Origin of the sequence: Microcoleus pseudofavosus SVA1_A4, assembly GCF_036700565.1 — a bacterium.
In the GTDB taxonomy this organism is placed as follows: domain Bacteria; phylum Cyanobacteriota; class Cyanobacteriia; order Cyanobacteriales; family Microcoleaceae; genus Microcoleus.
Genome location: NZ_JAUBPE010000066.1, coordinates 1 through 25594, shown reverse-complemented (window position 1 = coordinate 25594; position 25594 = coordinate 1). Strand labels below are relative to the sequence as shown.

Genomic DNA, 25594 nt, shown 5'->3' with positions numbered 1-25594 from the left:
TCGGAAGGCACAGCCCTATAGACTAGCCAGTTTCACGTTTTCTCAAACTTTGGCACCGATGGGAGTTACCAAATTTCATTTTACCACCAAATCTATCCAGTACGCCATTTATCCAATTACAGGTTGTGCAGCCGGTGGCATCCCTCGCGGGAGGCATTTGCCAGCATAGATCGAAGCATTAGGACTTGACGGACGCGATCGCGATAGACAGCGACAATAAAAACAGACTCTGCCTCATAAATCTCGCTTTCTTCTGCCTCAAGTCCCCCAGAAACCTCTTGTTTGGACGGCAAGTTCGATCGCCCGCTAACGCCTCTTGACTCAATCTCCAATCTCAAAGCGAAACCTCCAAAGCGACACTCAAACAGCGACAATAAAAACAGACTCTGCCTCAGAAATCTCGCTCTCTTGTGCCTCAAGTCCCCCAGAAACAAGAGTGTTTCGACGGCGAGTTCGATCGCCCGCCAACCCCGTCAAGGCTCAATCTCAAATCTCCAATCTCAAAGCGAAAGCTCCAAAGCGACACTCAAACAGCGACAATAAAAACAGACTCTGCCTCATAAATTCAGAAATATCGCTCTCTTATGCCTCAAGTCCCCCAGAAACAAGAGTGTTTGGAGGTTATTTCTAGCCCCCAGTACCCCCTCTGAACTCAATCTAAAATCTAAAATCTAAAATTTAAAATCGATTCACCGGAATGTGATAAAAATCACTGACAGCAGGCAGCCCCTAAATGTAGAAAATGGTGGCGGCCAACAACTAGCTTCAAAGCGGGCAGCGGAACCTGTGGCGGTTAAGCTAAAAGAATTGCAGTTCCGTTCAAAACAAATTGGAGTCAGCACTCAAGCGTGTTAAGGAGGCTAATTGATGGTATACGCAGAAAATTGGTCGCAGCCGTCTATCTTGGAGCTAGCGCGATCGGGCAACTTTCAAGCCCTGAATTACTGGATTGACAGCTTGCTGAGACCCGAAGGGATTTATGCCCGCGTCGAACAGGCCCAGGCCGGCTGCGTCCAAATCCTAGTAGAATTCCAGCGCGGATTGGCGCCTGATAATACATTACTGGGGAGCACACTCCGGGAAGGCTTGGTCAAATTTATTTGTCACCAACTCTGGAGACTCAACTCGCCAGCAGTAGAAGGGGTGCGAATTCACGCGCGCTTGGCTGGGGAACCAGAAATTCTCTGGAAACAGTCAGTGCGAATTGTCACTCCGGCAAACCGCCAGCGGCGGCGTTACCGTTCCCTACTGGTAGTCGATTGGGTTAAATTTAAAACGTATCGTTCTCTGCTGCTAGTGGGATCGGCACTTGCCTCATTTATTTTAGGGTGTTGGGTGAGCTACCACGAGGCTCTGGCCATGCGGTTAGTACCCCCAGTATCCCCGTACCAGCAAGCTGCGGTAATGTCGGGGCCGCCCCCAAAACGTCCCGATGCGGTGCAAGCGGCTTTAGAAGTAGTACCCGTAGTGCAACAAAAGCAGGTTGCCAATCCCTATGACCCAACCGTAACGCTGATGTTCGGAGGAAATGTGAATCTATCGGATGCGCTCGGAGCATCGGTCGGCAGCGATTACCATTGGGCTTTCGCCAATATGGACGAGTACCGGCAAGCAGATGTGGCGATGGTTAACCTAGAAAACCCCTTGACTCGCTCTACCTTGGGCCGGGGCAAAAAACAATTAAATTTTAAAGCCGATCCAGAAGCGGTGAAAGTATTAACAGCAGGAGGAGTGGATATTGTCAATCTGGCAAATAACCACGCTATGGATTACGAGGAACCGGGGCTGGTGGAAACTATAAATACTTTAAATAATGCTGGGATTCAGCATCTGGGAGCTGGCCGAGATATTAAAGAAGCGAGGCGTCCAGATATTATTGAGGTTAAGGGTCAACGGATCGCGTACCTCGGTTATTACGATGCCGACCTTCACGCCGCCGACCAAGGGAAAGCGGGTACTAACCCCCGGCGCAACAATCGTGTGGCCGAGGATATTCGAGCTCTCAGGGGTCAGGTAGACTGGATTGTTGTCAATTACCACTGGGGAGTCGAATTGGCAGATTATCCGGGGGACTGGCAGATAGATTTGGCTCGGTTCACGATCGACCAAGGAGCAGATTTGGTAGTGGGACATCACCCCCACGTCCTGCAAGGTGCAGAAATTTACAAAGGCCGCCCGATTGTTTACTCGCTGGGTAATTTTATATTCGGCGGGAATGCTCGCAGCGATTACGATACCGCAGTCCTGAAAGTATCGCTCAAAGACAGGAATATGAAGGTAGAATTTTTGCCCGTGGAGGTAAAAAAGTTTCAGCCGAAGGTGGTGAACGGAGCCGCCGGGGAGCGCATCCTCAAACACGTCGAGCAAATTTCTAGTATTTTCGATCGGCCGATGCGATCTTCTGTAGTTCTCGATGCCCCAATCAACCAAGGAACAGCACCAAAGACTCCAAATTCTCCATTGCCAGGAGCAGCAAAGAGCGGTACCTACGGGCCCGGGCCGGGTTCCCCAGTCAAGCCCGGTGAAAGCAATATGCCAGGCCCTGAACAACCCAAACCTAATTTGATTTTGCCCGCTTTGCCTGCTGCCCCCAAACAGCCGGACAACTCCTCATTTTTTCAGAACGGGACTGGGCCTGCAATTGAGTCAAGCCCGCCTCCGAGTCAAGATTTGCCGCCGCGCATCTACCGCACTCAACCTCAAAATCCCAGCCGGGAAGCAGAGCCGTTTACTAAAGAGCCATTCATCAAAGAACCGTTTATTTCGCCTCCATCTCCCAGTCAAGGAGGGATGCCCAGTCCCCAAAGCTATCTTCCCCCGACTCGGGATCTATCTTTCAAAGTCTCTGTCAAAGAGCAGCGGACAAACGCCGCGATCGTTCCAAACACAATCCGCGACCCCTCCGGGCCGCGGATCGCCCTGCCTCCTATCGCTGCCAGCATTGGTTAGCCGGCGGGGGTGGGAGCTTTTGATGCAGGGGGAGGATAGGGGCGGTAATGGGTGAACATCAACATACCAGCGACCACTTATTAACGACCGATTTACTGACAACCAATGATCGATGACCTACTACCGATGACAAATGTGTTTGCGATCGCGCTGAAGCAAAAGCAGTACAAAACCTATATCCTCTCCGACGAAACCGCTAACTCTACTCTAGAAGTTGTGCCGGAACGGGGCGGTATTGCCACTAGCTGGCTGGTTGAAGGCAAAGAAATCTTCTACTTGGACGCGGAACGGTTCGCCAATCCCGATCTGACTGTACGCGGCGGGATTCCCATCTTGTTTCCCATCTGCGGCAATCTCCCCGACAATACTTACACCCACAAGGGAGTGCAGCGAAAGCTCAAACAGCACGGCTTTGCTCGCGACTTGCCTTGGACGGCGACGGAACAAGTTACGGAGGGTTGCGCGGCTCTTACCCTGGTGCTTGAGAGCAGCGAGAAGACCCACCCTGTTTATCCCTTTGATTTTCAATTAGCTTTTACTTATCAAATTAAAGGCAATTCTTTGGAAATTGTGCAGCAATACACTAATCTTGGTGCCGAACCCATGCCCTTTTCTAGCGGCTTGCACCCTTACTTTTTAGCTCCAGACAAGACAAATCTGCGCTTTGAGATTCCCGGGATGCAGTACAGAGATCAGAATACTCACTCCAAAGGTTATTTCACTGGGGTTTTTGACCAGACGCTGGATGAAATTGATGTTTCTTTTGACGAGTTGACCGGCCTGGCTGCTACTGTCACTGACGCGGCGCGGGGTTTGCGGCTCACAGTCAGTTACAACTCCAGCTACGGGAAGTTAGTTTTCTGGATGGTGAAGGGCAAGGATTTTTACTGTCTGGAACCCTGGACTGCTCCTGGCAACGCCCTCAACACTGGCGCGCACTTGATTAATTTGCAGCCGGGAGCGACTTGCGAGATGCTGGTTCGCATGACTGCAACTTTTTTGTAAGAAAGACTTGCTATTTCAAATGATGGGTGCTACTATTAGAAATTGTGTGCGGTACAAGGTTTTCGCGGGTCGCTAGCTCAGCGGTAGAGCATTCGGCTTTTAACCGATTGGTCTCGGGTTCAAATCCCGGGCGACCCATTTTTCAAGCCAGAAAGTAGAAAGTAGAAGGCAGAATTAATTCTAGCTTTCACAAGCAATTCAGGACAACCCCAGGGGAATTGGCCTGAATTTTTAGTTCGGGAATGTGGATTGTTTGAGGCTAAATTGAAATCTGGAAACATAATGCGCGATCGGCTACAAATTGTCTTAAGATTGTCGTAAGAATTGAACTTGTCCAAAATTCACTGCCCAAAAATCACAAATAATTAGGAGGAATATCTATGGCGCTTGTACCTATGCGACTGCTGCTCGACCACGCGGCTGAAAACGGTTACGGCCTACCGGCTTACAACGTCAACAACATGGAGCAAATCCAAGCCATCATGCGTGCTGCTGACGAAACCAACAGCCCCGTGATTCTGCAAGCTTCTCGCGGCGCTCGCTCCTACGCTGGGGAAAATTTCCTGCGCCACTTGATTTTGGCTGCGGTTGAAACCTATCCTCACATCCCCATTTCCATGCACCAAGACCACGGCAATGCCCCCGGTACTTGCTATTCTGCCATGCGCCAAGGTTTCACCAGCGTGATGATGGACGGTTCTCTGGAAGCGGATGCTAAGACTCCCGCTAGCTACGAGTACAATGTTCAAGTTACTCGCGATGTGGTGAATGTTGCTCATTCGATCGGCGTTAGCGTTGAAGGCGAACTGGGTTGTTTGGGTTCTCTGGAAACAGGGATGGGCGAAGCAGAAGATGGCCACGGCTTTGAAGGTGCCCTTTCTCACGATCAGTTGCTGACAGATCCCGAACAAGCTGTTGATTTCGTCGAGCAAACGGGCGTTGATGCTCTAGCAGTCGCGATCGGCACTTCTCACGGCGCTTACAAGTTCACTCGCAAGCCGACTGGCGAAATTTTGGCAATCAGCCGCATTGAAGAAATTCACCGCCGCTTGCCGAATACTCACTTGGTAATGCACGGTTCTTCTTCTGTGCCCCAAGAATTGCTGGAAATCATCAACAGCAACGGCGGCAAAATCCGCGAAACCTACGGCGTACCTGTGGAAGAAATCCAAAAGGGTATCAAGTGCGGTGTTCGCAAGATCAATATCGATACTGACAACCGTTTGGCGATTACCGCTGCGGTGCGCGAAGCTTTGTTTGCGAAGCCTGACGAGTTTGACCCCCGTCACTTCTTGAAGCCGTCGATCAAGTATATGCAGAAGGTTTGTAGCGATCGTTATAACTCTTTCGGTTGCGCGGGTAATGGTACGAAGATTAAGCAAATGTCTTTGGACGATTTTGCAGCTAAGTATGCTAAGGGCGAATTGAGCTCTTCTGCTAAGAAGACTGTAGCTGTTTAAGAATTTTAAGTAGGGACACGGCAATGCCGTGTCCTGAAGTCTAAAGTTTGGATTGCCGGGTAGCTTTGAAGTTGCCCGGTTTTTATTTGTGGACAGAAACCCATACTTTTGCTTATACTAATTCTCAAAACTCATGCAACAGTATTTGTAGGGTGCGTCGCCACCCTTAAATCTTAAATAATATCCACAATCTTTGAGCGACGCACCTTACACGAGCGGGTGAGCGTAAAAAAAACCACACTCATCATTGTTGCAAGACTTTGGATAATTGGTATAACTTCAAGCGAAAAGTTGATTCATACCGTGAATCAGCAACGCCCGGAATTGTATCTGATGAAGTTCTGTAGATCCCGTAGGTGCGTCGCTATCAACAATCTACGGGCGTCAGCTTGAAAATCTCGCAGCGACGCACCCTACAAGGGGCGGGTTCGCCGAGATATTCGATCGGCTATTGAGGACACGGCATTGCCGTGTCCCTACTGTATTTCATCCGATTAGAAACTGCGATCGCTATAGCAGTATCCCTACTTTTGCTTGCAATGAAGCTAATGTTCGTGGGAAATTCAACGGTTTGAATCAAAGGTGAACGAATGGCAAAGGTTATTGCAGTTACAGGAGCTATTAAAAGCCTGGCTGAGGCTGAATCAAGGTTGAATTTGAGCCGAACTGAGGATGAGGCTTTTTTTACAGAGTGGCAAACCCAATTGCCAACTCTCAGCGATTCTGAACAGGCTGCTTTGGATACGCTACGACGCAGATTGCTATATCATAGAGCCGATGGAGAATTGTTAGAAGGGGCAGTGACTTTGCTGGTGGCATCACCTTTGTTAGAACTGGCGGGATTCTACGATCCACCTTTCAGGATGAAGGCTGAAGCTGCGATTCCCTACGGGATAGCTTCGCTTCACGAAATTGCGATCGATGATGGGGAAGAAACTCTGCGCGGACGAATTGATATTTTGATTTTGCAGAATCAGCTTTGGGTAATGGTTTTGGAGTGTAAGAAGACTACGATTTCGACGCGATCGGCATTACCCCAAGCATTAGCATACATGATGGCCAATCCTGATTTGGATAAACCGAGATTTGGTATGTTGACGAATGGCGATGATGTGTTGTTTGTGAAACTCAGGGCTCAACCTACACCCGAATACGGGTTATCGCGCGCATTTTCGATTTATACTGTGCGAAGTGAATTGCGATCTGCTTTTCAAGTCTTGAAGCATTTAGGGCAAGCTATTACTGCCGTTTAATACCAATTCTCCAACGCCTTGCAACAATGATGAGTTTGTAAGGTGCGTCGCTGGGAGATTGTCGCTATGATTGAGGATTTTTGAGAGCGACGCACCCTACAGCTATTGTTGCATGAGTGTTGAGAATTAGTTTAAGTTACGGTGAAGGGCGCACAACACGAATTAGTTTACCTTGCAAAGATTCTTCTGCTGTAATAGCCGCGTTGATTCGGTTAGCCAGTGCTTCCCAATTGCGATCGTTCGTACAGGCGATAATACCAGCATGAAGGGGCTGTATGCGGTGCAGCCGAAAGAAATCTTTACGGTTTTCGGTAATGACGGCACGTTTTTCGCTAGTAGCAAAAGCTAAAACATCCGGGTCAGGAATTTTCTGATTCGCTCTGCCTGCTTCTTGGACTGTCAAAACATCGTGTCCTAAAGCTCTCAGTAATTCTACAACAGGATAGGGGTATTGCTCATCGGCATAGAGACGTGCCATCGGCTACAAATCCTCGTCCATCACTTCATCATTTTCCCGAATTTCTGTTTCAATTTCATCGGAGAAAGCTTCAGCATAGGCCCAAGCGTTAGCAATATCAGTAGCAGATAGCAATCGATAGCTTGTGAGTAAGTCAGCTTCGCTATAACCAATGCGACGAGCTTCTACAAGTCCCCAAACAGTGATGCGAGTTCCAGCAATGCAGGCACTCCCGCCACAAACATCAGGGGTTTTTTCAATACCGCGCCAAGGAGTGATTTTACCTTGAGTGAGGAGTTGAACGACTTGAGCTTTTTCGTCGTCAGAGAGTGCCAGCAGTTGAGGCTCTAATTCTTTCAGCGTCATGACAAACAATAGAATTACTACCAATTATTCTATCGAACCGATCGCCCTATTTACCCGATCGCCGATTGCCACTCCTAATAATTTGGGTGAAGCGCGGGGAATGCAAGCATTGGTTGTATCAATTACACTGCACGGGCGATCGCATATTGCCTCAGTACAGGTGAAATCGTGTAAAAATTTGCTTGTTGTTCTATCAAGCAGCGCCGCGATAGAGATTGCAGCGCATTTAGCAAATCTGAAGCCGGAATTATGTCATTTTCTAGCAATTTTGCCCGGTTGATTGGCTGGCTTGCTTTCGCCAACAACGAGATTACTTGTTTTTCCAGTTCGGATAGGCGATCGAACTGCTGCTGTAAAACATCTTTCAAATCTTCTGGCAACAATATGGTATCATTTGGTAATAACTCTGTCACGCCTCCTCCCAAGTCTTGAATCAGAGTTGCCACGCTTTTTAACCATAGGGGATTGCCTTGGTAGCGATGAATGAGTCCTTCAGTGTTGTCGATTTCTTCTAACCCATAATCTCTGAGTATTTCCCGTCCGGCGGCGATGTCTAAACCTTTGAGTGGTAAGGTGCGAATGGCAGTATTTTGGTTTTTAACTTGAGTCAATTCTCTCGGTTGTTCCCAACCGATTAACAAAAAGCAGCTTTGATGGGATAATTTTTCGATTTGTTTGAATAAAGAGCGATATTCTTCGTATTGTGGTTTATACTTTCCTGCCAATTCGCCGCTACAGAAAAGGTTGTGAACGTCATCTAAGATTATTAAACAGCGATATTTTTGTAAATATTTAATTAGAGGTAAGGGTTTCAGCTTAGTTGCAGGGGAATCTAGCTTTTCTGACTCTGAGAAAAACTGGATTAGTTGATGTTCAAATTCATCTGGGGTGTGGGATTCGTTTATGCTGCACCAAATGACGTACTCAAATTCGTCTTTTATTTGTTGTACGAGTTGTACTGCTAGGGTTGTTTTGCCGATACCGCTGATGCCGGTGAGGGTAATGAGGCGGCTGTTTTGTTGTAGAATCCAGGTTGTGAGGGTTTGGAGTTCGGGGGTGCGATCGTAGAAAGCACCTAATTCTGGCATCTGGCTTAAATCTTGATGGGATGTTTCTTGATTTGGTGGGTGTGAGTTTGGTATGTTCGGCGTGTGTCTAGCTTCTCCACAAAAACTAATATTCCTAATTTGCACTGAGTCTTGTGCAACATTTGATGAAAATATGGAGACTTGAAACCTCTCCATTGCCGATCGAAAATTCTTTTTATTAACATCTTCCCCTAATTCTTCTGAAAGTATCTGCCATAATTCCGATCCGATTTGCCTCACATTGCTTTCAGAGCAGTCAAATTCTTTGGCTATGTGCTTGTATGTCTCGCCTTCTAGAGTGCCTTTTAATACCGCTTCCTGTAAGTCGTCAAGGTGCTGACCCGTTTTATCGAAGATTATGCGATCGGCTATTTTTAACGCTTCTTTTAGGTTCATCACGCGGGGGAGATGTGAATTTTTTATGTATTGTAGCTCACATCTGCTAACATTTCCATACATTTTTGTACAAAACGAGATTAAATAGATTGAAAGCGAGGGACAAACGGTGACAAAATTGAACATTTTTAACTAGACACAACTTTGATTTATTAAGGATAATAGAAAAATAGTGTAACTATGTGCTAAAGCGCTGGGAACAGTCTCACATATATTTCGCTAAATTATTATGGTTACAAAATTAGGAGTAAGACAATAGATGAATTGGTACGAAAACCCTACAATTGCGGCAATTCTTGGTGGGGTTGTTGGCTCGGTGATAACGGCCGGAGTATCTATGTGGATCACAAAAAAAACCACTCAAATTAGACGAGTTGATTGTATTATTAATGATGCCTCCTCATTATTGTCTTTTTCAGATACAATTCGCACTAAATTAGAGATCAAATATTCAGGAGAACAGGCAACCTCTGTGTTTTTGTTCAATCTTGAAGTATTTAATTGTGGTAATCAAGCAGTTGCCAATCAACCATGTTTGATACGGTTGGATGATAAGGCAAAGATTATTGGTTACAGTATAAAGACTCAGCCGGCAGTGGGTTTTGGGGAAATTAGCAAGTCACAGAGTCAGAATAGCCTTGATCTAAGCATTCAATTATTGAATCCAGGAGATCGTGTCTACCTTGAGTTAATATCTGTGAATAACGCATCTGAGGAGATAGACGTGTACATGAAAAATGCGAATGTTATCTGTCGTTCGTATACCCGTCAAGCCGCAGAAAGCGCAATTTTAGGAACTCTTAGTAAAGCAGTTGACCCAAGGCTTATGTTCTTGGCTATAATACGCTCACTTCCATTCTTGGGGGGAATAGCAGAGCCTTTCATGATGATTATTCTGACGGAGCGGTTTGAAAAGGCATTGCGTCAAAGAAAGTAGTCCGATCGCCCATCTTGCCTATTCGCTTAACCCTCGTGTCACCCCAACATCTTTTTCCACTCACAATCTGATCCATTTCCACCATTCCCCTACAATGATTGTACAGATATCGATCGCCCCATAACACATAAAGAGCGATCGCCCACCATCTAATTCACCGCCAACAAACCCGACATATTCAGCACTTTCTCCGACCAAATCCTTCCCTCTTCTCCAACTCTCATTCGTTGTTCCGCATCCTCCCAAATCCTTGCCCAAGAATACTGCCAGCAAGCTAACTGAATCTGCAACTCAACTAACTCAGCAGCTATTTCTATCTCTGCATCTTGAGCAGTCCATTCAATAAACAGCTTACTTTCTTGCAGCAGACTTTCAATTATTGCGCCATTAGCTGCATTTTGACAGCGAGATTTAATTCGTGCCAAATTAGATGCTAAATTTCCCAAACGAATGGGTAGATCATCTCGCAAATAGCGTTCCTTTAAAGCATTCCAATCTCTCATAATCCTCCTAATAACTTTATCACGATAGAGTTATGTCTATTGCTTAAAGGATGAACTCAATAAACTTCGTCATGGCTACCAATATCAATCATAAGGATCTCTTCAACATCTGAATCTGAATATTTTTTGAAATTGAAGACTATTCGACAGTCGTACTCTACAGTACAAGCCCAAGCACCAGATAGTTTACCTTTCAGCTTGTGGGTCTTAAGTGAGGGATGAAATGGATCGTTTGCCAATAGTTCTAGTCGCTCAGCTATTTTTTCCTCCATTTCAGGTTCTTGGCGGATTAAGGATTTGAAAGCTCGTTTGAACGAAGAGGCTAAGACAAGAGTTCTCATCTTTTTAATTCTGCCATGATATCATTTACTGTGCCTCGGAATACCTGTTCATGCAAATACTCTTCATCGGCACGAACAATATTAAGAGCGATCTCATCTCTCCGTTTTTCCCTAAGTCGTCGTCCGATCAAATCGATGAGAGTGATCTGTTCGTCATCAGACATTTCTTCGACTAACTCTATAATGGCATCAAAGCTATAGGTTTTCATGGTTCTAAGCTTCGTAAGTCTACAATTATCAGTATAACAAATCACTGCACCCAAGCGATCGCCCCTCACACCAAATACCAAACAATCCGATGATTCTACGGATAGCGATGCTTGAGTTAAACAAAAGATCGATCGCACTACGGGCAAAAATTTCTGATAAAGTATAGCGCGTACTTGAATCAAACAGCCTACACTTGTGGAAAGAATTCCAAACGACGCCCTAGTAGTTCGCGGCGGTCGCAATCGCCCTGAAGATATTAAAAGCAGCACGGCAACTCACCCCAGCGGCATCACGGGAATTTCTGTAGAATGTGCAGTAGGATTATCTGTAGCAGAGTTAGCAGTGACAATCGCTCACGGACAAGTTGGTGTGACGACAGTTGGTGAGGTGCGATCGTCCGTCCGATGGAGATGTCATCCGTACGAATGGCCGAAGTCCAAACCATGCAACATTAACTGGCTTAACACCAGAACAAGCAAGTCTGCTGCTAACACCAACAATTCCTAATCCATCACAACAATCATCCTGAGTAAAGTAAAAATATGAAATATCCCAGAATCTTTGCAGATTTTCATAATGCGGATGAGCAGGGTCGCCTTCGCCTAAATTGCGTTGGTACGATTGAAGATTTGAGTCGCCAAAATATTAAGTTGGAAGATGGTCAATTGCTAGCATTGTATGACGAAGAGTTAGAAGTTGATGGCGTGGTGCAGTATTCAAAAGAGGAAAGTCTTTGGGTGGCAGCAATTGATTGGAAGAAAATTAGGCAGGTAGAGGATATGCTTGTTCAAGCAATAGTCTAGGTAGCGCGCATAGCACAACAAATCACAGCCAATATGCGAGATCAGTTTCATTGTTTCCTAGTCAGATTCCAGAAACTTCGAGCAATTATAGTTTACCTTATAAAACAGCGATCGCCCTATCAAAACTCATAGCGATCTCGCACTTTAATTCTTCCTCCCCTATCTCAATTACTGTGGCCGAATCCCCTGAATAAACTCCCTCCTTGCCTCAATCCTTGAAGGCATTAAAACACAACGCACCAACAATTCTAAATCCAACTCCGGCAACAACTCGCTTCTTGAAACTTGCTGATAATTATCCTCGCGCAGCCCATAAACAGACAACTGATTATTTTTACAAAACCAGACTTCAGGAATGCGAAGTCGCAGATACTTAGCTAGTTTATTTGTACTCCCGCTAGTAACTGTCACCTCCACTGCTAAATCGGGATGCTCTTTCTTTGCACCTATATAATAAGAGTCATCCGGCTCAAAGGAAACATCTTTTTCTCGATTTTTGCGAGTCGCACTTCCTACAGGAATATATTCAATTCCCATTTCACAAAAGTAGAGTTGTAGCAAAAAATTTAGAATACAACTGATTGTCTCATGTGCTTCGCCCAGTGTCATAAACTCAATCCACCCATCAAGATAAGTTATCCGCAAACCAGGAGAGTCTGCCATCAAAGATTCGATCGCCTCAAATTGCTCCCAACTATAATAACCGGGGAGAATTAATCGCTGTTCGCCAAGCGTAACTGTTTCTTCTAAAAGTTTTGCTGTCATAGGTATAGCCATTCTATTTTAAATATTACTAGCCCCTACCCAGTACAAACCAGGCAGGGGCATTCTCTCACATTCTAGCTTAATGAACTAACTCGATCGCCCTTTTAGTCAACGCCTCAGCAGTCAACCCGTTAAACGCCATCAACTGACCGGCACTAGCAGTAGTTTCCCCCCGCTTCCAAGCAAAAGTATCCCGCTTGCAATTGCTCCGTAGCATCACAGGTTCCAACATCCCAGAAGCACCGCCTGTCACGCCAATCAAGGCATCTCCGCCAAACATTTCGGCAAATTTATCATCGCTCAAAAAGCCGCCGTCAGCCTCGGAACAAGTATCCCAAGCAACATCAGTTGGGCGGTACAAACGCCGGGGATTCACAACAGAAACAATCCGCACTCCAATGCCTTCTGTTTCCAAAAATGCTGCAGCTTCAAACACTGGCATTAAAGTCATGTCGCCGACAACTGCAAACACAACTTTCTTGCTCCCGCCTTGATTGTGGGGAGCTTGGGGAGAATCGACTTCGTGCAGCACTATCGCACCGTCTTGCAAACCTTGGCGAGTCTGTGCAAATGTGGTGCGAATTGGCAGCGGCGACTTGCTCGCAGTAATCACAACTCCCTTATTTCTGGCAGTCAAAGCCCACTCGTAACAAGCTTGAATGCTGTTAGCATCGGGTGGAAACAAAGGAAACACATTTCCGTTGCGCATCATCGCCGCAAAATAAGCTTCAATTTCCGGGCGCTGGTGCGTCCAACCGTTGCGGCCTTGTTCTAAAGCACCTGCCGTAAATAAGGTGACAGTTGCCGGAGTTGGACGGCGCAATTCTGCCATTGCTTGGGTGACAGTTTGCCAAATTGGTAAACCGTTGATGGCAAAAGATTCGTAAGAACACCACAAACTCCGCGCTCCAAATAGCGATAAACCTACAGCTAAACCCGCGCAAGCATCTTCGCTCAAAGGTTCGTAAACTTGACCGTTTGGCGATTGATTGTACAAGTCATCTGTCGTCGGGTGAATAATCTTGAGAGCTTGGTTGATGTTGGCAATTGCCGATGCTTCATTGCCGTCAGCATTAGTGACAAGAAAAGTTCGATCGCGCTCGCCGACTTTTCCTACCAAAAGCCCCATTGCAGTTGTCGAAATCTTCGGTTCTCCCCCAAGCGCAAATTCTTCTAAAGGCAATTCGCCCAAATCTGCCAGCGGCAATGTAAACTCAGTCACAACTGTTTTCGCAGCAGGCCCGCCGCCCGCGCGCTCGCAATTTGTCCGCACCAATTGCCAAGCTTCAGCAGTCAAAGCGCGCTCTTTTAAAGCACTGATAATGTGCGGTGCATCCAGCGTATCTTTCGGATAAAGGTTGTGAGATTTTGCGCCCCGCGCGTGCACGCCCGCACCTTTCAACTGTTTGATGATAAACACAGTTAATTTGCCACCTAGAGCAGATTTTGCTGCTTTGTCAACTCCTTGTAAAACAGCTTTGGTAAATGCCATTCGCTGTTCTAGTGAAAAAGCAGTGCTGTCAACATAATCTTCCGGTTGATTTTTATCGTCAAATTCCTTAGCATCAACTAAGATGACTTCTTCAAAACCGTTTCCCTGCCAATAAGCAATCATTTCCGCATTAGTTTTAGTCGAAACCATGCTGTGATGTTCTTGAGAATATCCGTTCCAAACTAACACTGGCAAAAAGTTAGTAACGCTGGGATAAGCAGTGTGGAAATGCCCCATGCTGCTCATCGGATAGGGTTCGCCCATGCCGCCGTCGCCCATTGTGAAAGCAAACAGTTTGTCGCGGTGCAAAAGCGCTCCTGCCATTGCGAAATGCTGTCCTTGTCCGAGGGGGCCTGCCGGTGCTAAAAGGCCGGGAATGAAACCGGAAAGATGTCCTAACAAACCGTCTTTTTCTCGGAATTTGTCGCGCACTTGCTGCACGTTGACAATTCCCATGTCTTCCAAAGATCGATCGAGAAACATGGCACTGTAAAATCCCGGTGCGTGGTGCCCGACTTCGGTGACAATATTCTTGTGTCCCAGCATCACCAAAGCGGCGTAGGCCTCTGCTTGGCTGGCAAAACCGCCCGGATGTCCCGATGCCTTGCTGGCGGTGACTTGCAGCGTCAAGTAGCGCAGGGCGTCTGCTCCCAGCATCGTTTGAAAGACGGCCGCAGGATCGGCTGGATCGGCAATTGCCGAACTCCCGGTAGCGATCGCAGGTGCTTTCCCGTAAGTCTCAAAACCCGGCACATTTTCGGAGAAATACTGGATTCCTTCGCAAAAACTGGGGATTGCTGACGTTGCCTGGGGCGTAGTTGCAGTCATGCTTTATACCTGAAAATTTTGAATTCGATTAATGTAACAGTAATTTTATAGCTTTCTTGTTGCAAAAAGTCATCACTTCTGCTAGTTGGAATGATAAATAATTAAAATATCTCAAATTTGAAGCTGAGAGCGCCCCGTATTTCAACAATATAATCGGGGCAATTCCGCCGGATAACAAAATCATTGCTGAGTACCAATTAAGGTTCGCTAATGTCTAACCCCAGCCGTTCCCCGACATTAATATAAATCACAGTGCTGCTTTCAAAAAGAGAAGGCCTAGCCTTCTGATTAGCAAGCCAAACAAAAAAACTGCTGAGTGCAGGAGCAGGATCTTGATCGCGGCGGAGGGTGTAGATCAAACCTTCGCAAGGCCCGTTAAGGCGGCTGCTCGTGCAAATCGCTTTCTGATTGTTGACTATACCGACAGTTACATAATTTAGCTGTTGGTTGCGGCTGTAATTTTCTAGGCGCTGAGTAACTTGTTTGCAGCGAGTCAGAGGATCGTAGCCAGAACTAGAAAAGAAATTAGAATTCCAGCGAATCCAAGGCTCTCTGAACCCTTGCGGATTTTGATACACAGTCACCGGCTCGCCCGTCGAGGTATCGCACACAAAGCCTCCCTGACCGAGGTTCTGTTGGCTTTGGCTATAGGCCCGGCTGATAGAAATATTGCTGAGAATATCAAACCCCCTAGGCTTAGTTGGTGATAGCAACGCCGTAAAAGCATCGATCGGGATTGCTGCATTCAACCCGGTTTTAATCTCCTCCATCTGACCGTTCCACTGGCTCATCACTGTGCCGACAGTATCTCCCTGGCCGTGAATTCCCACAACTCTCCCATCAGCATCAAATACAGGCCCGCCGCTCATACCGCGCCTTGTCACAGCTTGATAGCGCAGTCCGTACCCCGATGATGCGCCGCCAAGGCGAGAAGAGATAATACCAGCCGTAAACTCCAGTTTTCTTTCAGATCCAAAGGCAATGGGCAGCGGATAGCCAGCAACGTAAATAGTAGAACCGACAACAGCACGTTTCGACTCGCCCATTGGGGCTACTGGATACTGTTCTCGGCTCTGAAACTGTATCAAAGCTAAGTCTATATCCCGGTCGTTTTTCGGCAGCCGCTGTATTCTGATGGCTGTATAATTTTTTTCTAAATGAGTGCGAATGCTGTATTCTTGGGCGAGGCTTGCCACTACGTGATTCGCCGTCAGAACAGTGTAAATGTTGCCCTGTTTAGCAATAATTACTCCTGAGCCGCTAGTAGAAAAACCCAGCGTATTGTTAACTTCCACCGTTGTGAACATCGCTAGCTGAGCAATTTCTTGACCTGTTTTGGCACAAGCAGCATATTGTTGGCTGACAAACGCAGCCACCGTTACTGCACCGGTCAAGATGACTGTCAGCGCGTCAAACCGCAAACCCCACGAATTCATCGCTAACTGCTTCATAAAACTTACCTAAACTTACCCAAAGCTGTCTTGAGATAATTAGTGTTCACTTCCTACGCTGTTGGGTAGCCGGCTATCCCAAGATAAGTAGGCTATCCCCCTCAAGCCGAGGGTTCCCAGTTTAAAATATTTATGCTGGCGTTCAAATCACGGTCAAGCGATATGGCACAAGAAGGACAATCATAAGTCCTAAGACTCAGTGGCATATCTTGTTTATTTCCACAATTTGAGCAAGTTTTAGAACTAGGAAACCATTGATCTACCAGCACTAAACTCGCTCCATACATCCGGCATTTGTACTCAAGTTGACGCCTAAATTCATAAAAGCCAAGGTCAGATATCGCAAAGCCAAGTTTATGATTAGCCATCATCCCTTTCACATTCAAGTCTTCAATTTTGATCAGTTTAAAAGTTTTAACCAGATAAGTCGTCAACTTGTGCAAGAAGTCCTTACGAATGCAAGCTATTTGCGCGTGACTACGGCTGATTTTTTTGTAGGTTTTGCGCTGATTGTTAGAGCCTTTTATTTGTTTTGAAGCTTGACGTTGTAATATTGCTAGCTTGGTTTTCGCTTGCTTCAACGGTTTCGGTGCATTAAAAACTTGATTGTTTGACAGAATAGCAAAAGATTTGACCCCTACATCAATACCTATGGATTCCTGAAGTTGCTGGAGCGGCAAGCGCTCCGCGTCAACGCAGAATGAGACAAACCAACGACTTCCTTCTTTTGATATGGTAAAAGTCTGGGAAACGAAGCCACATTCCAGTGGTTCATAAAGTTGGAATGTTCCTACTGTGGGAATCTTAATCGTATTACCAGCATTCAGTAGAACCTTTCCGTTTGACGAATCCACTGTAAAGGATTGACCATCTCGACGACTAGCGAATCTGGGATGGCCTGACTTTCCTGAGCGATACCGACTAAAAGCATCCTTTAAGTCAATTAATGCGTTTTGATACACCCGGCTGGATAATTGATTCATCCAAGCAAATCCAGGTTGTTTTTTGACGTGATTGGTTAAAACTTTCTTGATTTCGTTAATTACTTTCGAGTCTGAAAGCTTGACGGAGCCATACATCTGAGTCCGAAGACTCAATCCCATATTGAAGACAACCCGTCTAAATCCTGCGTGTTTCGCCATCAAGGTCGCTTCTCTATTATTTAATTTGAGTCCTCGTTTGACAGCAAACATATTTAGACCTACCTACAGTTGTGTTTTATGGGGGTACAGTTTCGATGCCTAGACTTATTTAACACTCCAACTAATTTTCCCAACTCTGCAACTTTCCACAGGGAAAATTCCTGTAAAGATTAACTATGAGTAAGTTTAGCAAAGTATTTGCCGATTGAGTTGCACTCCAAAATCGGGTTCTCGATACTTGCCTCGACCGTTAATCCCAACCAAGAAACCTTTGGCATTAAAAATCGGGCCGCCGCTCATACCGATTTTAACCTCATTTGTATAGCCCAAGCTATAACCTTGAGGCAAAGATTTCGACAGCAGCAGTTCTAGGAACGCCGGCGCTACAGCCAACACCTCAGCACTCGCAGGGAATCCGGCATCGAGCGGCTCTCCCACCGTTACAGGCTCGCTGCTAATCGGTGCTACTTTATACTCAATGGTGCTGCGAAACTGATCGATCGCCCGATCGGTATCCCCAGCGGTCGGTGCAGGAGGCTGCCACCCGTGACAATTGTCCGATCGCCCCTGTCGAAAGCCACAAAGAGCCAGCAACAGCACCGTATAGGTTCGATCGCCCCAGAAGCAGAAGATTTCGCTTAAGGCAGTCTCGACGGCGGGGAAAAAGGGGGCTGCTGCGCCTCATCCTCCGTGTTTTCCCCTAGTTTTTCTCTCACATCAATGTAAGGAATTATACTGGTTTCATCAAAAGACGGCATCCCGACATATCCTTGCCGCCAAGCCAACAAATTATACAAAGAGCCGATCGGGTCTTGGCCGGGTCTGAGGGTATAAATCAAATTTTGACACAGCCCATTGACTTGATTCGCCGTGCAGATGACGTTCTGGCCGTTCATCTGGCCCGCAGTAATATACTTGAGCACCCGTTGGCGGCGATAGGTTTCGAGGCGTTGACTCACTAATTGACACCGAGTTGCCGGATTGTAGCCAGAACCGGAGAAATAATCCGAAGTCCACTCAATCCAAGGCTCTACGGCACCTTGAGGGTTTTGGTACACCGTCACCGGCGCACCGGTCGAGGTGCTGCACCAAAATCCACTTTCCCCCGGTGCTCGCCGACCGTAACTCGGTCCAGAAGCAACCGTCATGCCGCTGAGGGCGATCGCTGTTGCCACCAAAACTTTTGTCAATAATTGCTGTTTCATGATGTTCTCACTCTTTTTGATGGAATTCGACATAAAAATTCCCAAATGCTGCGATAACACCCTTGAAGCGCCAGTTCATTACAGATCCGCTGACTTCGGAATTATCTTGTTCGCTCCGGGCCCAGAAACCAAGTTTTTTTACGAAAACACGCGTTGCAGCCGTTAGCCCTGGTTAAAAAACCCGGTTTCTTTGGTCTTGATGCGTAAGTCCTGATATTGTTCGCGACTTGCGCCTTCCCTGTAACTGCGCTTTCGGCGCCGTTCAAAAAGCGCTCCGAAGGCGAGCTTAAAATGCGCGCGCAAGTCTGAATTCTGTCGTCATTACTACTAATCCAACTCAGGCTGTCGCAAACCGGAAAGAGGATCTTCACCTCAGACATTGGGATGGCTCGAATTGCAACGGTACATCACACCTACTGACACGGTATTTGATATCACTTTGCGATCGGGGTCGCTAGCTTTATCTGCTGAGATACGGAGACGGCAGGGTTGCACCAATGAGGAGTATTACTTCCTGTGCCAGATCGATCGAACACGAAAATGAAGGTATTAACCAGAACTCTTAACTTGTTTTCATCTCCGTATTACGGATACCGAGAAATATTTCTAAGTGAGTGTAATCAGGGACTAACTGCTTTCTACCGCCAAAGTTCACCCTCCGTACACTGACGTTTAGTTGAGTATTAAAAACTATGAACCGTATCTGCAAACAGTTCGGGTATTTAGCGAGTGGATTAATTCTGATCGGCGCTAGCAGTTGTTCTAGCCCAGATGCAGCTAACTCGGCAGCAAACCAGAACCAACCCCCAGCAAGCGCCCGTCAGTTCCGACACCTACAGCTAACGGGAAATCAACTCGATAGTCGATCGAGTCAAGTAGCGCAGCCCTCTAACTCTGTTGCCCAAATTTTAGGCAGTTCCCCAGTATCAGAGAATACTGTCACCGTTACGGTTTATACCGTAGACAATCTCTGTCAAAATCTGAAGCCGGAAACAGTGACAGGCCCAGACAACCAGTTAATGTCATCGGCCGTTAATGAAGTGTTAAAGCAGCAGATTTTCGATAGTCTTGGTTTGGTTGGTTATCGGCTCAGCATCGATCGCGACCTCGGAATAGCTACCGTGGATCTGCGAGCCTCCGGGACTTCCCGGCAGAAATTGCAAAATCTGTCGAGTTGTCAGATGTTAGGTTTGTTCGGGGGCGTGCGCCAAACTTTAACCAGTTACGATCCTTGGCAAATCAAAACTGTGCGTTTTACAGAGCTTGGAGAGGATATTTTGAACACCGTTCGAGAATAATCTATTAAAATTATTGAAGATAGGACTTACCCAATTTCCGCTTACAAAAGCGGAGTTCGGAGACTTTGAATAAACATTCAAAGCCTTTGATTCTTGTCGATCGCGACTTACGCACAAAAACTCTAGAAACCGGGTTTTTCTAACCAGGGCCGATCGCAAAGCGCGATGTTTTTTCCTAGAAAAACCCGGTTTTTGCGCCTAAGAGTATTGATGTTCCTCAAGTCCTACGACAAACACCACAATTTCTATGACACTACCTGACGGCCCCAAAAACCCCCGCTTCGTGCAGCTAATTCAATGGATTGCCGATCCGCTGACATACATGGATGTATGTGCCAAAAAGTACGGGGAGATTTTCACGACTCGATGGGGCAACCTCGAACCATTCGTGATGATCCACAACCCGCAAGCGATCGAGCAAATGCTCAACAGCAAAGCGCTTCACGCTCCAGGCGATATCAACGGTATTCTCAAACCCTTGCTGGGAGAACAATCCATGATTGTGATCTCTGGAGAAAAGCACAAACGCGACCGCCAATTATTGATGCCGCCCTTTCACGGGGAACGGATGCGGAATTACGGTCAACAAATTTGCGATATCGCTGCTGATGTCGCCAGTAAATGGTCGGTCGATCGACCTTTTGTGGCCCGCACCGCTATGCAGGAAGTCACCATGCGGGTAATTTTGCAAGCTGTCTTCGGTCTGGATGAGGGGCCGCGGTTGCAGCAACTGTCCCCGCTGCTGGCTGCGATTATTGATACGATCGACTCTCCTTTGCGATCGAGTATGCTATTTCTGCCCTGGATGCAGCAAGATTGGGGTTCTTGGAGTCCTTGGGGACGGATGAAACAGCAGCAGCGGAAAATTCAGGAACTGATGGACGACGAAATTGCCGAACGCAGACTGCAACCAGACGCCAATCGCACCGATATTCTCAGCTTAATGATGGCCGCGCGCGACGAAAACGGGCAACCGATGACGAATGAAGAATTGCGCGACGAGTTGATGACACTGCTGTTTGCAGGCCACGAAACCACAGCAACGGCACTAGCTTGGGCATTTTACTGGATTCACCATTTGCCCTCGGTGCGCCAGAAGTTGCTGCAAGAATTGGACAGTTTGGGGGAAAATCCCGACCCGATGGAGATTTTCCGCTTACCTTACCTGAGTGCAGTTTGTCAGGAGACGCTGCGAATTTATCCGGTGGGAATGCTGACGTTTCCGCGAGTAGTGCGTCAGCCCGTGGAACTGATGGGACATCAACTCGAACCGGGTACGGTTGTTTTCGGCTCGATTTATTTGACCCACAGACGGGAGGATTTGTATCCAGAACCGCTGCAATTTAAACCGGAACGGTTTTTGGAGAGACAATTCTCGCCTTACGAGTATTTGCCCTTTGGAGGCGGCAGCCGCCGCTGTATCGGTTTGGCGCTGGCGCAGTTGGAGATGAAACTTGTGCTGGCAACTATTTTGCGGGATTTCGACCTAGCATTGGCCGAGAAAAAGCCCGTACAGGCAAAACGCCGAGGGGTGACTTTAGGGCCGGCCGGCGGCGTGCGGATGTCCCTGCTGGGGCGGCGGATGCGACAGCAGAAGCCTGAACCTGTTCTTAGTGAGGTTTAAAGTTGCAGCGGTTACAGCGGACGATCATCGAACTTTCAGCTTTGAGTGCAAAGAATTTAGGGAGAATGTGCGATCGTCCGCGAATGCCACCATTTTTTGTAGCACCCGCTACAGATAAACAGCTAGAATCCTTAACCTGTAACCATCGCCCGCTCTCTAATTTCAAATTTTTAGTCTAAAATGGTATGAAGCTTGCAAACATACCCTGAAAGCAAAAGTGGGTGATTGCAATAGTCCTCTTGATCTCTCGAAAGCCTGCCTGCCATACTTTAAAAACATATGCATACCCTGTTATTCAGCAAGGTCGGAAGCGTGTTGGCATTGCCTGCAATCTTCCGGCCTCTTTATTTTTTAGAAGCAAAAAGGAAGAGGGAAGAGGAAAGATTTTCCCAATTCTCCCCCTCGGACACTCTCCGACTCTCCCTTATTATTGAACTAAAATCCAATAGCAAGTTTAAGGAATCACTAAGGAATAATTAATAACAAGTTAAACAATGATGTATTTCTATCGCTCCCTCAATCTTCTGTTTTGAGAAATTCCGAGACCGAGACAGACTTTGGGAGACTCTCGATATCTTGAATTTCGCTTTCGTGGGCAAAAAACTCGACTTCTTTGTCGTCAATCTCGATCTGATAGCTAGCGGTAGCAGTCACAATTCGCCGCTTTTTTTTATCTTCTATTAAAACCCAACACACGACAGGTCTTACCCACCTCTCAACGTGCTGGCTTTGCTTCGTACTCCCAAAGGCATACCAGCCTTTAGCTTCAATAATTTGAAGCACTTTAAAATCGTTATTTGCCATATATATCTCGATCGCGTTAACTTCACTATTATTCTTAGATAGAACGGCACGCCGGCTTCGCCCTGCTAAGCTTTGGGAATTCCAAGCTGCACTTGACCACCAGATTTTTAGTCTGAAAGCAACGGGTTGGCAGAGCATTGTCTGCGTTGTTGCTAGCTAAATTTAGTGCGATGCTTTTGTACTCTCCCACAATTACCGTAAAGTATCTATACCGCATTCTCAAAAATTAGTCTCGCAGTAGCCTCAACAGCAGCCAACTCGACCTTAGCTAGCTGCATATAAGTGGATGCCAACTGCTTCTAACGCCTGGTTGGTGAGAGCGAGCGGCATACAATACTGTTCGGAGTTTCTGCTGCAATCAACTGTCATTTTTGCCCGATGGGGTAAAACTTGACTAGAGATTACCGCTTTCAATTTTAAGCCTCAGTGCGCCTAATTCCCAATTAATTGTATGGTGTAGTTGATCATTGCCAAATCATCGATCGCACTAAACTGCCGTGTCTAACTCTTCGATTACCGTCACCGTTAAACTGTTCGCCGCCTTCAGTGAAGCCTACGGCGTTTCGGAACTTACACTAGAATTTCCTCTCGAAACCCCAGTTTCTCAAGTGCTCGAACGTTCGATCGCACAATATCCTCAATTAGAACAGTGGCGCGATCGCACCCGCTTCGGCCTCAACCTGGAATTTGTCTCACCCGACACCATCCTCCAAGACGGCGACGAAGTTGTACTCATCCCCCCCGTCAGCGGTGGATCGGGAGAATAGTTTCGTTGGCGATCGCGCCCGCTGACCTCAGAAACCCGGTTTCTTCCTATATTTCTCGTTCCTATTCACAAAATCTCGTAGAAACCGGGTTTCTAGCCCCCATGCGCGAGCCCTGTAGTTGTGAGTTGTAGAAGCGGTGTCAAGAGTGCCGACCAATAGTTGTGAGTTACCAAGCAAAAAAAAACTTTTATAAAGTTTTGGAATAAGTTTTGCCGGCAAATCTTTCTTGAGTTCGGTTGGAAGAGAGGCTTTTCCTCTCGTTCTGCATTCCCCCGCAGAGCCTGGAAACGAGTCGGAGAAAGAGATTGAAAACGATCGCAGGTACTGCGATCGGGAACTAAATACTGCTGTTAAATCAATCCCGACTAAAAAAATCGGGTATGGTTGACGCGGTAAATTGACCGTGCTAATCTTTCATAAGACTTAGAAAACATCGCAAAACTAGAGAGTTGAGCTATGACCCAGGCGACCAGAACACAATCCACAGCAGCAACCTTCACAGCCCTCAAGTGCAAAGAATGCGGCGAAGAGTACGAACTCCAAGCCAAGCACGTCTGCGATTGCTGTTTTGGCCCGCTAGAAGTCAAGTACGACTACGAGGCCATCCGCCGCAGCGTCACCCGCCAAACCATCCAAGCCGGCCCCAACTCGATCTGGCGCTACCGCGAATTTTTACCAGTCGCTACAGATAACGTAATCGATGTCGGCACCGGGATGACTCCTCTAGTAAAATCCCACCGCTTGGCGCGCCGCCTCGGTCTAAAAAATCTTTATATTAAAAACGATGCCGTCAATATGCCCACTCTCAGCTTCAAAGACAGAGTGGTGTCAGTCGCCCTCAGCAGAGCTAGAGAATTGGGTTTCACAACGGTATCCTGTGCCAGCACCGGCAATTTAGCTAACTCCACCGCTGCGATCGCCGCCCACGCCGGCCTCGACTGCGTAGTCTTCATCCCTTCAGACTTAGAAGCTGGCAAAGTCCTCGGCACTCTGATTTACAACCCAACTGTCATGTCAGTTCACGGCAACTACGACCAAGTTAACCGCCTCTGCTGCGAAGTCGCCAATACACACGGCTGGGGATTTGTCAACATCAACTTGCGTCCCTACTATTCCGAAGGCTCGAAAACCCTCGGCTACGAAGTTGCCGAACAGCTAGGCTGGCAACTGCCCGACCACATCGTCGCCCCCCTAGCCTCCGGCTCCCTGTTCACAAAAATTTATAAAGGTTTTCAAGAATTCATCGAAGTCGGTTTAGTTGACGAAAAGAAAGTCCGGTTCAGCGGCGCTCAAGCTGACGGGTGTTCGCCCATCGCCCAAGCATTCCGGGAAGGTCGCGATTTCGTCAAACCGGTGAAACCGAATACAATTGCTAAGTCGATCGCGATCGGCAATCCAGCCGACGGTATGTACGCCTTGGAAATCGCCCGCAAAACCAACGGCAACATCGAATCCGTCAGCGACACGGAAATCATCGAAGGCATGAAACTGCTAGCAGAAACCGAAGGCATCTTCACAGAAACCGCAGGCGGCACGACGATCGCAGTCTTAAAGAAACTCGTAGAAGCAGGTAAAATCAACCCCGACGAAACCACCGTCGCCTACATCACCGGCAACGGTTTGAAGACTCAGGAAGCTGTTCAAGGCTACATCGGCGAACCCATCACCCTGGAACCAAAAATAGAAGCTTTCGAGCGCGCCCTAGAACGTGCTCGGACACTCGAACGTTTAGAATGGCAGCAAGTTTCTGTTTAATAGTCATTAGTTAATAGTCAGTAGTCATTGGTCATCAGTCATTGGTTGTGGATTGTTGGTTATTGCAACTAACAAACAATAAATAATAAATAACTACTGACTACTGACTACTGACTACTGATTACTGACTACTGACTACTGACTACTGACTACTGACTAAGGACTAAAAAAATGACTGTTAAAGTTTTAATTCCCACTCCCCTGCAAAAATTCACCAACAATCAAGCCACAATAGAATGCGGCGGTGGCAACATTTCCGAACTGATTGAATCCCTGGAAACAAATTGTCCCGGCATCAAAAAAAGCCTGTGCGACGAAAAGGGAGAACCCCGCAGATTTCTCAACTTCTACGTCAACAGCGAAGACATCCGCTTTTTGGAAGGTACAGAAACTGCTCTCCAAGATGGTGATGAAGTGAGTATTGTCCCGGCGGTTGCCGGCGGTTAAATTTGCGATCGCAGATTCTATTATGTGGAACTCGAATATACTGCGGAGAGTTATTCAAGTTCGATACAAAATCTATAAATAAACGCAGATAACTATCTAATTTATCTGCGTTTATTTGCGGTACAATAAATTTCCCTTGTTTAGGAGTTTGGCCGATCGGTCGTTTGCAACTCATATCAATTCCGGCTGCACCGGAATGATATAGAGGACACGGCAGTGCCGTGTCCCTACAATTGATCGTGGTAGGG

Annotated in this window: 27 protein-coding genes and 1 tRNA gene; 14 read left to right on the top strand and 14 right to left on the bottom strand. The window is 46.9% G+C overall.

Translation table 11 applies throughout. The annotated features are described in order from the left end of the window. Nucleotides 1-116 precede the first annotated feature (116 nt). Nucleotides 117-338 carry a hypothetical protein gene (locus tag QUA02_RS24195; protein WP_333031550.1) on the bottom strand — a complete coding sequence of 74 codons (222 nt, stop codon included), beginning with the start codon at nucleotides 336-338 and terminating at the stop codon, nucleotides 117-119. A gap of 361 nt (nucleotides 339-699) precedes the next feature. On the opposite strand from QUA02_RS24195, the gene QUA02_RS24190 reads away from it, so the two are divergent. The 6 genes from QUA02_RS24190 to QUA02_RS24165 all read left to right on the top strand — a co-directional run bounded on the left by QUA02_RS24190 (nucleotide 700) and on the right by QUA02_RS24165 (nucleotide 6667). Then, the gene (locus tag QUA02_RS24190; protein WP_333031549.1) at nucleotides 700-855 is read left to right on the top strand and encodes a hypothetical protein; all 156 of its coding nucleotides are present in this window, start codon (nucleotides 700-702) and stop codon (nucleotides 853-855) included. 12 nt (nucleotides 856-867) lie between these two features. Continuing rightward, nucleotides 868-2949: a CapA family protein gene (locus tag QUA02_RS24185; protein ID WP_333031546.1), complete on the top strand. Its 2082-nt coding sequence runs from the start codon at nucleotides 868-870 to the stop codon at nucleotides 2947-2949. 135 nt (nucleotides 2950-3084) lie between these two features. Then, a complete protein-coding gene (locus QUA02_RS24180) occupies nucleotides 3085-3954 on the top strand; it encodes an aldose epimerase family protein (protein WP_445305201.1) in 870 nt (289 codons plus the stop codon). 66 nt (nucleotides 3955-4020) lie between these two features. Next, nucleotides 4021-4092 (top strand) — tRNA-Lys (locus QUA02_RS24175). Nucleotides 4093-4334: 242 nt separating this feature from the next. Continuing rightward, complete coding sequence (fba, locus tag QUA02_RS24170) at nucleotides 4335-5414, top strand: class II fructose-bisphosphate aldolase (protein ID WP_333031543.1); 1080 nt, start codon at nucleotides 4335-4337, stop codon at nucleotides 5412-5414. 590 nt (nucleotides 5415-6004) lie between these two features. Continuing rightward, nucleotides 6005-6667, top strand: coding sequence for a type I restriction endonuclease (locus QUA02_RS24165; protein WP_333031541.1), 663 nt, complete (start codon nucleotides 6005-6007; stop codon nucleotides 6665-6667). Nucleotides 6668-6803: 136 nt separating this feature from the next. Here the strand turns inward: QUA02_RS24165 and QUA02_RS24160 are convergent, their stop codons facing one another. The 3 genes from QUA02_RS24160 to QUA02_RS24150 form a co-directional block, all read right to left on the bottom strand. Continuing rightward, entirely contained in the window at nucleotides 6804-7145 is a 342-nt protein-coding gene (locus QUA02_RS24160; RefSeq protein WP_333031540.1) for a DUF5615 family PIN-like protein, read from the bottom strand. Between the two features lie 3 nt (nucleotides 7146-7148). Next, nucleotides 7149-7490, bottom strand: a complete 342-nt coding sequence (locus tag QUA02_RS24155; protein ID WP_242722218.1) for a DUF433 domain-containing protein — start codon at nucleotides 7488-7490, stop codon at nucleotides 7149-7151. 122 nt (nucleotides 7491-7612) lie between these two features. Continuing rightward, nucleotides 7613-8974 carry a helix-turn-helix domain-containing protein gene (locus QUA02_RS24150; protein ID WP_333031538.1) on the bottom strand — a complete coding sequence of 454 codons (1362 nt, stop codon included), beginning with the start codon at nucleotides 8972-8974 and terminating at the stop codon, nucleotides 7613-7615. 259 nt (nucleotides 8975-9233) lie between these two features. On the opposite strand from QUA02_RS24150, the gene QUA02_RS24145 reads away from it, so the two are divergent. Further along, nucleotides 9234-9911 carry a hypothetical protein gene (locus tag QUA02_RS24145; protein WP_333031536.1) on the top strand — a complete coding sequence of 226 codons (678 nt, stop codon included), beginning with the start codon at nucleotides 9234-9236 and terminating at the stop codon, nucleotides 9909-9911. Nucleotides 9912-10060: 149 nt separating this feature from the next. Here the strand turns inward: QUA02_RS24145 and QUA02_RS24140 are convergent, their stop codons facing one another. The 3 genes from QUA02_RS24140 to QUA02_RS24130 are packed head-to-tail and all read right to left on the bottom strand — an operon-like array spanning nucleotide 10061 to nucleotide 10964. Further along, on the bottom strand, nucleotides 10061-10414 hold the full coding sequence (locus QUA02_RS24140; RefSeq protein WP_333031534.1) for a hypothetical protein: 354 nt from the start codon (nucleotides 10412-10414) through the stop codon (nucleotides 10061-10063). A gap of 56 nt (nucleotides 10415-10470) precedes the next feature. Beyond that, the gene (locus tag QUA02_RS24135) at nucleotides 10471-10755 is read right to left on the bottom strand and encodes a type II toxin-antitoxin system RelE/ParE family toxin (RefSeq protein ID WP_333031532.1); all 285 of its coding nucleotides are present in this window, start codon (nucleotides 10753-10755) and stop codon (nucleotides 10471-10473) included. Further along, complete coding sequence (locus QUA02_RS24130) at nucleotides 10752-10964, bottom strand: hypothetical protein (protein ID WP_333031529.1); 213 nt, start codon at nucleotides 10962-10964, stop codon at nucleotides 10752-10754. The genes QUA02_RS24135 and QUA02_RS24130 overlap by 4 nt, the downstream gene beginning before the upstream one ends. 196 nt (nucleotides 10965-11160) lie before the next feature. Here QUA02_RS24130 and QUA02_RS24125 point away from each other — a divergent pair, with 196 nt between their 5' ends. After that, the gene (locus QUA02_RS24125) at nucleotides 11161-11472 is read left to right on the top strand and encodes a hypothetical protein (RefSeq protein ID WP_333031526.1); all 312 of its coding nucleotides are present in this window, start codon (nucleotides 11161-11163) and stop codon (nucleotides 11470-11472) included. A 35-nt stretch (nucleotides 11473-11507) separates the two neighbouring features. Next, nucleotides 11508-11768, top strand: coding sequence for a hypothetical protein (locus QUA02_RS24120; protein WP_333031525.1), 261 nt, complete (start codon nucleotides 11508-11510; stop codon nucleotides 11766-11768). 168 nt (nucleotides 11769-11936) lie between these two features. Here QUA02_RS24120 and QUA02_RS24115 read toward each other — a convergent pair whose 3' ends face one another. The 6 genes from QUA02_RS24115 to QUA02_RS24090 all read right to left on the bottom strand — a co-directional run bounded on the left by QUA02_RS24115 (nucleotide 11937) and on the right by QUA02_RS24090 (nucleotide 18651). Further along, nucleotides 11937-12533: a Uma2 family endonuclease gene (locus QUA02_RS24115; RefSeq protein WP_333031523.1), complete on the bottom strand. Its 597-nt coding sequence runs from the start codon at nucleotides 12531-12533 to the stop codon at nucleotides 11937-11939. A gap of 79 nt (nucleotides 12534-12612) precedes the next feature. Continuing rightward, a complete protein-coding gene (locus QUA02_RS24110; RefSeq protein ID WP_333031522.1) occupies nucleotides 12613-14853 on the bottom strand; it encodes a phosphoketolase family protein in 2241 nt (746 codons plus the stop codon). A 197-nt stretch (nucleotides 14854-15050) separates the two neighbouring features. Next, nucleotides 15051-16304, bottom strand: a complete 1254-nt coding sequence (locus tag QUA02_RS24105) for a COP23 domain-containing protein (RefSeq protein ID WP_333031521.1) — start codon at nucleotides 16302-16304, stop codon at nucleotides 15051-15053. Nucleotides 16305-16405: 101 nt separating this feature from the next. After that, on the bottom strand, nucleotides 16406-17497 hold the full coding sequence (locus QUA02_RS24100) for an RNA-guided endonuclease InsQ/TnpB family protein (protein ID WP_333031518.1): 1092 nt from the start codon (nucleotides 17495-17497) through the stop codon (nucleotides 16406-16408). Between the two features lie 135 nt (nucleotides 17498-17632). Beyond that, nucleotides 17633-18046 (bottom strand): S1 family serine peptidase, encoded by a 414-nt coding sequence (locus QUA02_RS24095; protein ID WP_333031515.1) that lies wholly within the window; start codon nucleotides 18044-18046, stop codon nucleotides 17633-17635. Between the two features lie 38 nt (nucleotides 18047-18084). Further along, nucleotides 18085-18651: a COP23 domain-containing protein gene (locus tag QUA02_RS24090; protein WP_333031513.1), complete on the bottom strand. Its 567-nt coding sequence runs from the start codon at nucleotides 18649-18651 to the stop codon at nucleotides 18085-18087. A 692-nt stretch (nucleotides 18652-19343) separates the two neighbouring features. On the opposite strand from QUA02_RS24090, the gene QUA02_RS24085 reads away from it, so the two are divergent. Beyond that, entirely contained in the window at nucleotides 19344-19949 is a 606-nt protein-coding gene (locus tag QUA02_RS24085) for a hypothetical protein (protein WP_333031510.1), read from the top strand. A gap of 247 nt (nucleotides 19950-20196) precedes the next feature. Then, the gene (locus QUA02_RS24080; protein WP_333031508.1) at nucleotides 20197-21573 is read left to right on the top strand and encodes a cytochrome P450; all 1377 of its coding nucleotides are present in this window, start codon (nucleotides 20197-20199) and stop codon (nucleotides 21571-21573) included. A 516-nt stretch (nucleotides 21574-22089) separates the two neighbouring features. On the opposite strand, the gene QUA02_RS24075 is transcribed toward QUA02_RS24080, so the two are convergent. Next, complete coding sequence (locus tag QUA02_RS24075; RefSeq protein WP_333031505.1) at nucleotides 22090-22515, bottom strand: hypothetical protein; 426 nt, start codon at nucleotides 22513-22515, stop codon at nucleotides 22090-22092. A gap of 359 nt (nucleotides 22516-22874) precedes the next feature. Between QUA02_RS24075 and QUA02_RS24070 the strand changes: the two genes are divergently transcribed. The 3 genes from QUA02_RS24070 to QUA02_RS24060 all read left to right on the top strand — a co-directional run bounded on the left by QUA02_RS24070 (nucleotide 22875) and on the right by QUA02_RS24060 (nucleotide 25346). Continuing rightward, nucleotides 22875-23144 (top strand): MoaD/ThiS family protein, encoded by a 270-nt coding sequence (locus tag QUA02_RS24070; protein WP_333031503.1) that lies wholly within the window; start codon nucleotides 22875-22877, stop codon nucleotides 23142-23144. Nucleotides 23145-23600: 456 nt separating this feature from the next. Next, complete coding sequence (gene thrC, locus QUA02_RS24065) at nucleotides 23601-24899, top strand: threonine synthase (RefSeq protein WP_333031501.1); 1299 nt, start codon at nucleotides 23601-23603, stop codon at nucleotides 24897-24899. A gap of 171 nt (nucleotides 24900-25070) precedes the next feature. Continuing rightward, complete coding sequence (locus QUA02_RS24060; protein ID WP_332985027.1) at nucleotides 25071-25346, top strand: MoaD/ThiS family protein; 276 nt, start codon at nucleotides 25071-25073, stop codon at nucleotides 25344-25346. Nucleotides 25347-25594 lie beyond the last annotated feature (248 nt).

Coding starts and splice junctions, on each gene's coding strand:
- QUA02_RS24185 (WP_333031546.1), top strand. CDS start 868: ATGGTATACGCAGAAAATTGGTCGCAGCCGTCTATCTTGGAGCTAGCG.
- fba (WP_333031543.1), top strand. CDS start 4,335: ATGGCGCTTGTACCTATGCGACTGCTGCTCGACCACGCGGCTGAAAAC.
- QUA02_RS24165 (WP_333031541.1), top strand. CDS start 6,005: ATGGCAAAGGTTATTGCAGTTACAGGAGCTATTAAAAGCCTGGCTGAG.
- QUA02_RS24160 (WP_333031540.1), bottom strand. CDS start 7,145: ATGGCACGTCTCTATGCCGATGAGCAATACCCCTATCCTGTTGTAGAA.
- QUA02_RS24155 (WP_242722218.1), bottom strand. CDS start 7,490: ATGACGCTGAAAGAATTAGAGCCTCAACTGCTGGCACTCTCTGACGAC.
- QUA02_RS24150 (WP_333031538.1), bottom strand. CDS start 8,974: ATGAACCTAAAAGAAGCGTTAAAAATAGCCGATCGCATAATCTTCGAT.
- QUA02_RS24145 (WP_333031536.1), top strand. CDS start 9,234: ATGAATTGGTACGAAAACCCTACAATTGCGGCAATTCTTGGTGGGGTT.
- QUA02_RS24140 (WP_333031534.1), bottom strand. CDS start 10,414: ATGAGAGATTGGAATGCTTTAAAGGAACGCTATTTGCGAGATGATCTA.
- QUA02_RS24135 (WP_333031532.1), bottom strand. CDS start 10,755: ATGAGAACTCTTGTCTTAGCCTCTTCGTTCAAACGAGCTTTCAAATCC.
- QUA02_RS24130 (WP_333031529.1), bottom strand. CDS start 10,964: ATGAAAACCTATAGCTTTGATGCCATTATAGAGTTAGTCGAAGAAATG.
- QUA02_RS24120 (WP_333031525.1), top strand. CDS start 11,508: ATGAAATATCCCAGAATCTTTGCAGATTTTCATAATGCGGATGAGCAG.
- QUA02_RS24115 (WP_333031523.1), bottom strand. CDS start 12,533: ATGACAGCAAAACTTTTAGAAGAAACAGTTACGCTTGGCGAACAGCGA.
- QUA02_RS24110 (WP_333031522.1), bottom strand. CDS start 14,853: ATGACTGCAACTACGCCCCAGGCAACGTCAGCAATCCCCAGTTTTTGC.
- QUA02_RS24105 (WP_333031521.1), bottom strand. CDS start 16,304: ATGAAGCAGTTAGCGATGAATTCGTGGGGTTTGCGGTTTGACGCGCTG.
- QUA02_RS24100 (WP_333031518.1), bottom strand. CDS start 17,497: ATGTTTGCTGTCAAACGAGGACTCAAATTAAATAATAGAGAAGCGACC.
- QUA02_RS24090 (WP_333031513.1), bottom strand. CDS start 18,651: ATGAAACAGCAATTATTGACAAAAGTTTTGGTGGCAACAGCGATCGCC.
- QUA02_RS24085 (WP_333031510.1), top strand. CDS start 19,344: ATGAACCGTATCTGCAAACAGTTCGGGTATTTAGCGAGTGGATTAATT.
- QUA02_RS24080 (WP_333031508.1), top strand. CDS start 20,197: ATGACACTACCTGACGGCCCCAAAAACCCCCGCTTCGTGCAGCTAATT.
- QUA02_RS24075 (WP_333031505.1), bottom strand. CDS start 22,515: ATGCTCTGCCAACCCGTTGCTTTCAGACTAAAAATCTGGTGGTCAAGT.
- thrC (WP_333031501.1), top strand. CDS start 23,601: ATGACCCAGGCGACCAGAACACAATCCACAGCAGCAACCTTCACAGCC.
- QUA02_RS24060 (WP_332985027.1), top strand. CDS start 25,071: ATGACTGTTAAAGTTTTAATTCCCACTCCCCTGCAAAAATTCACCAAC.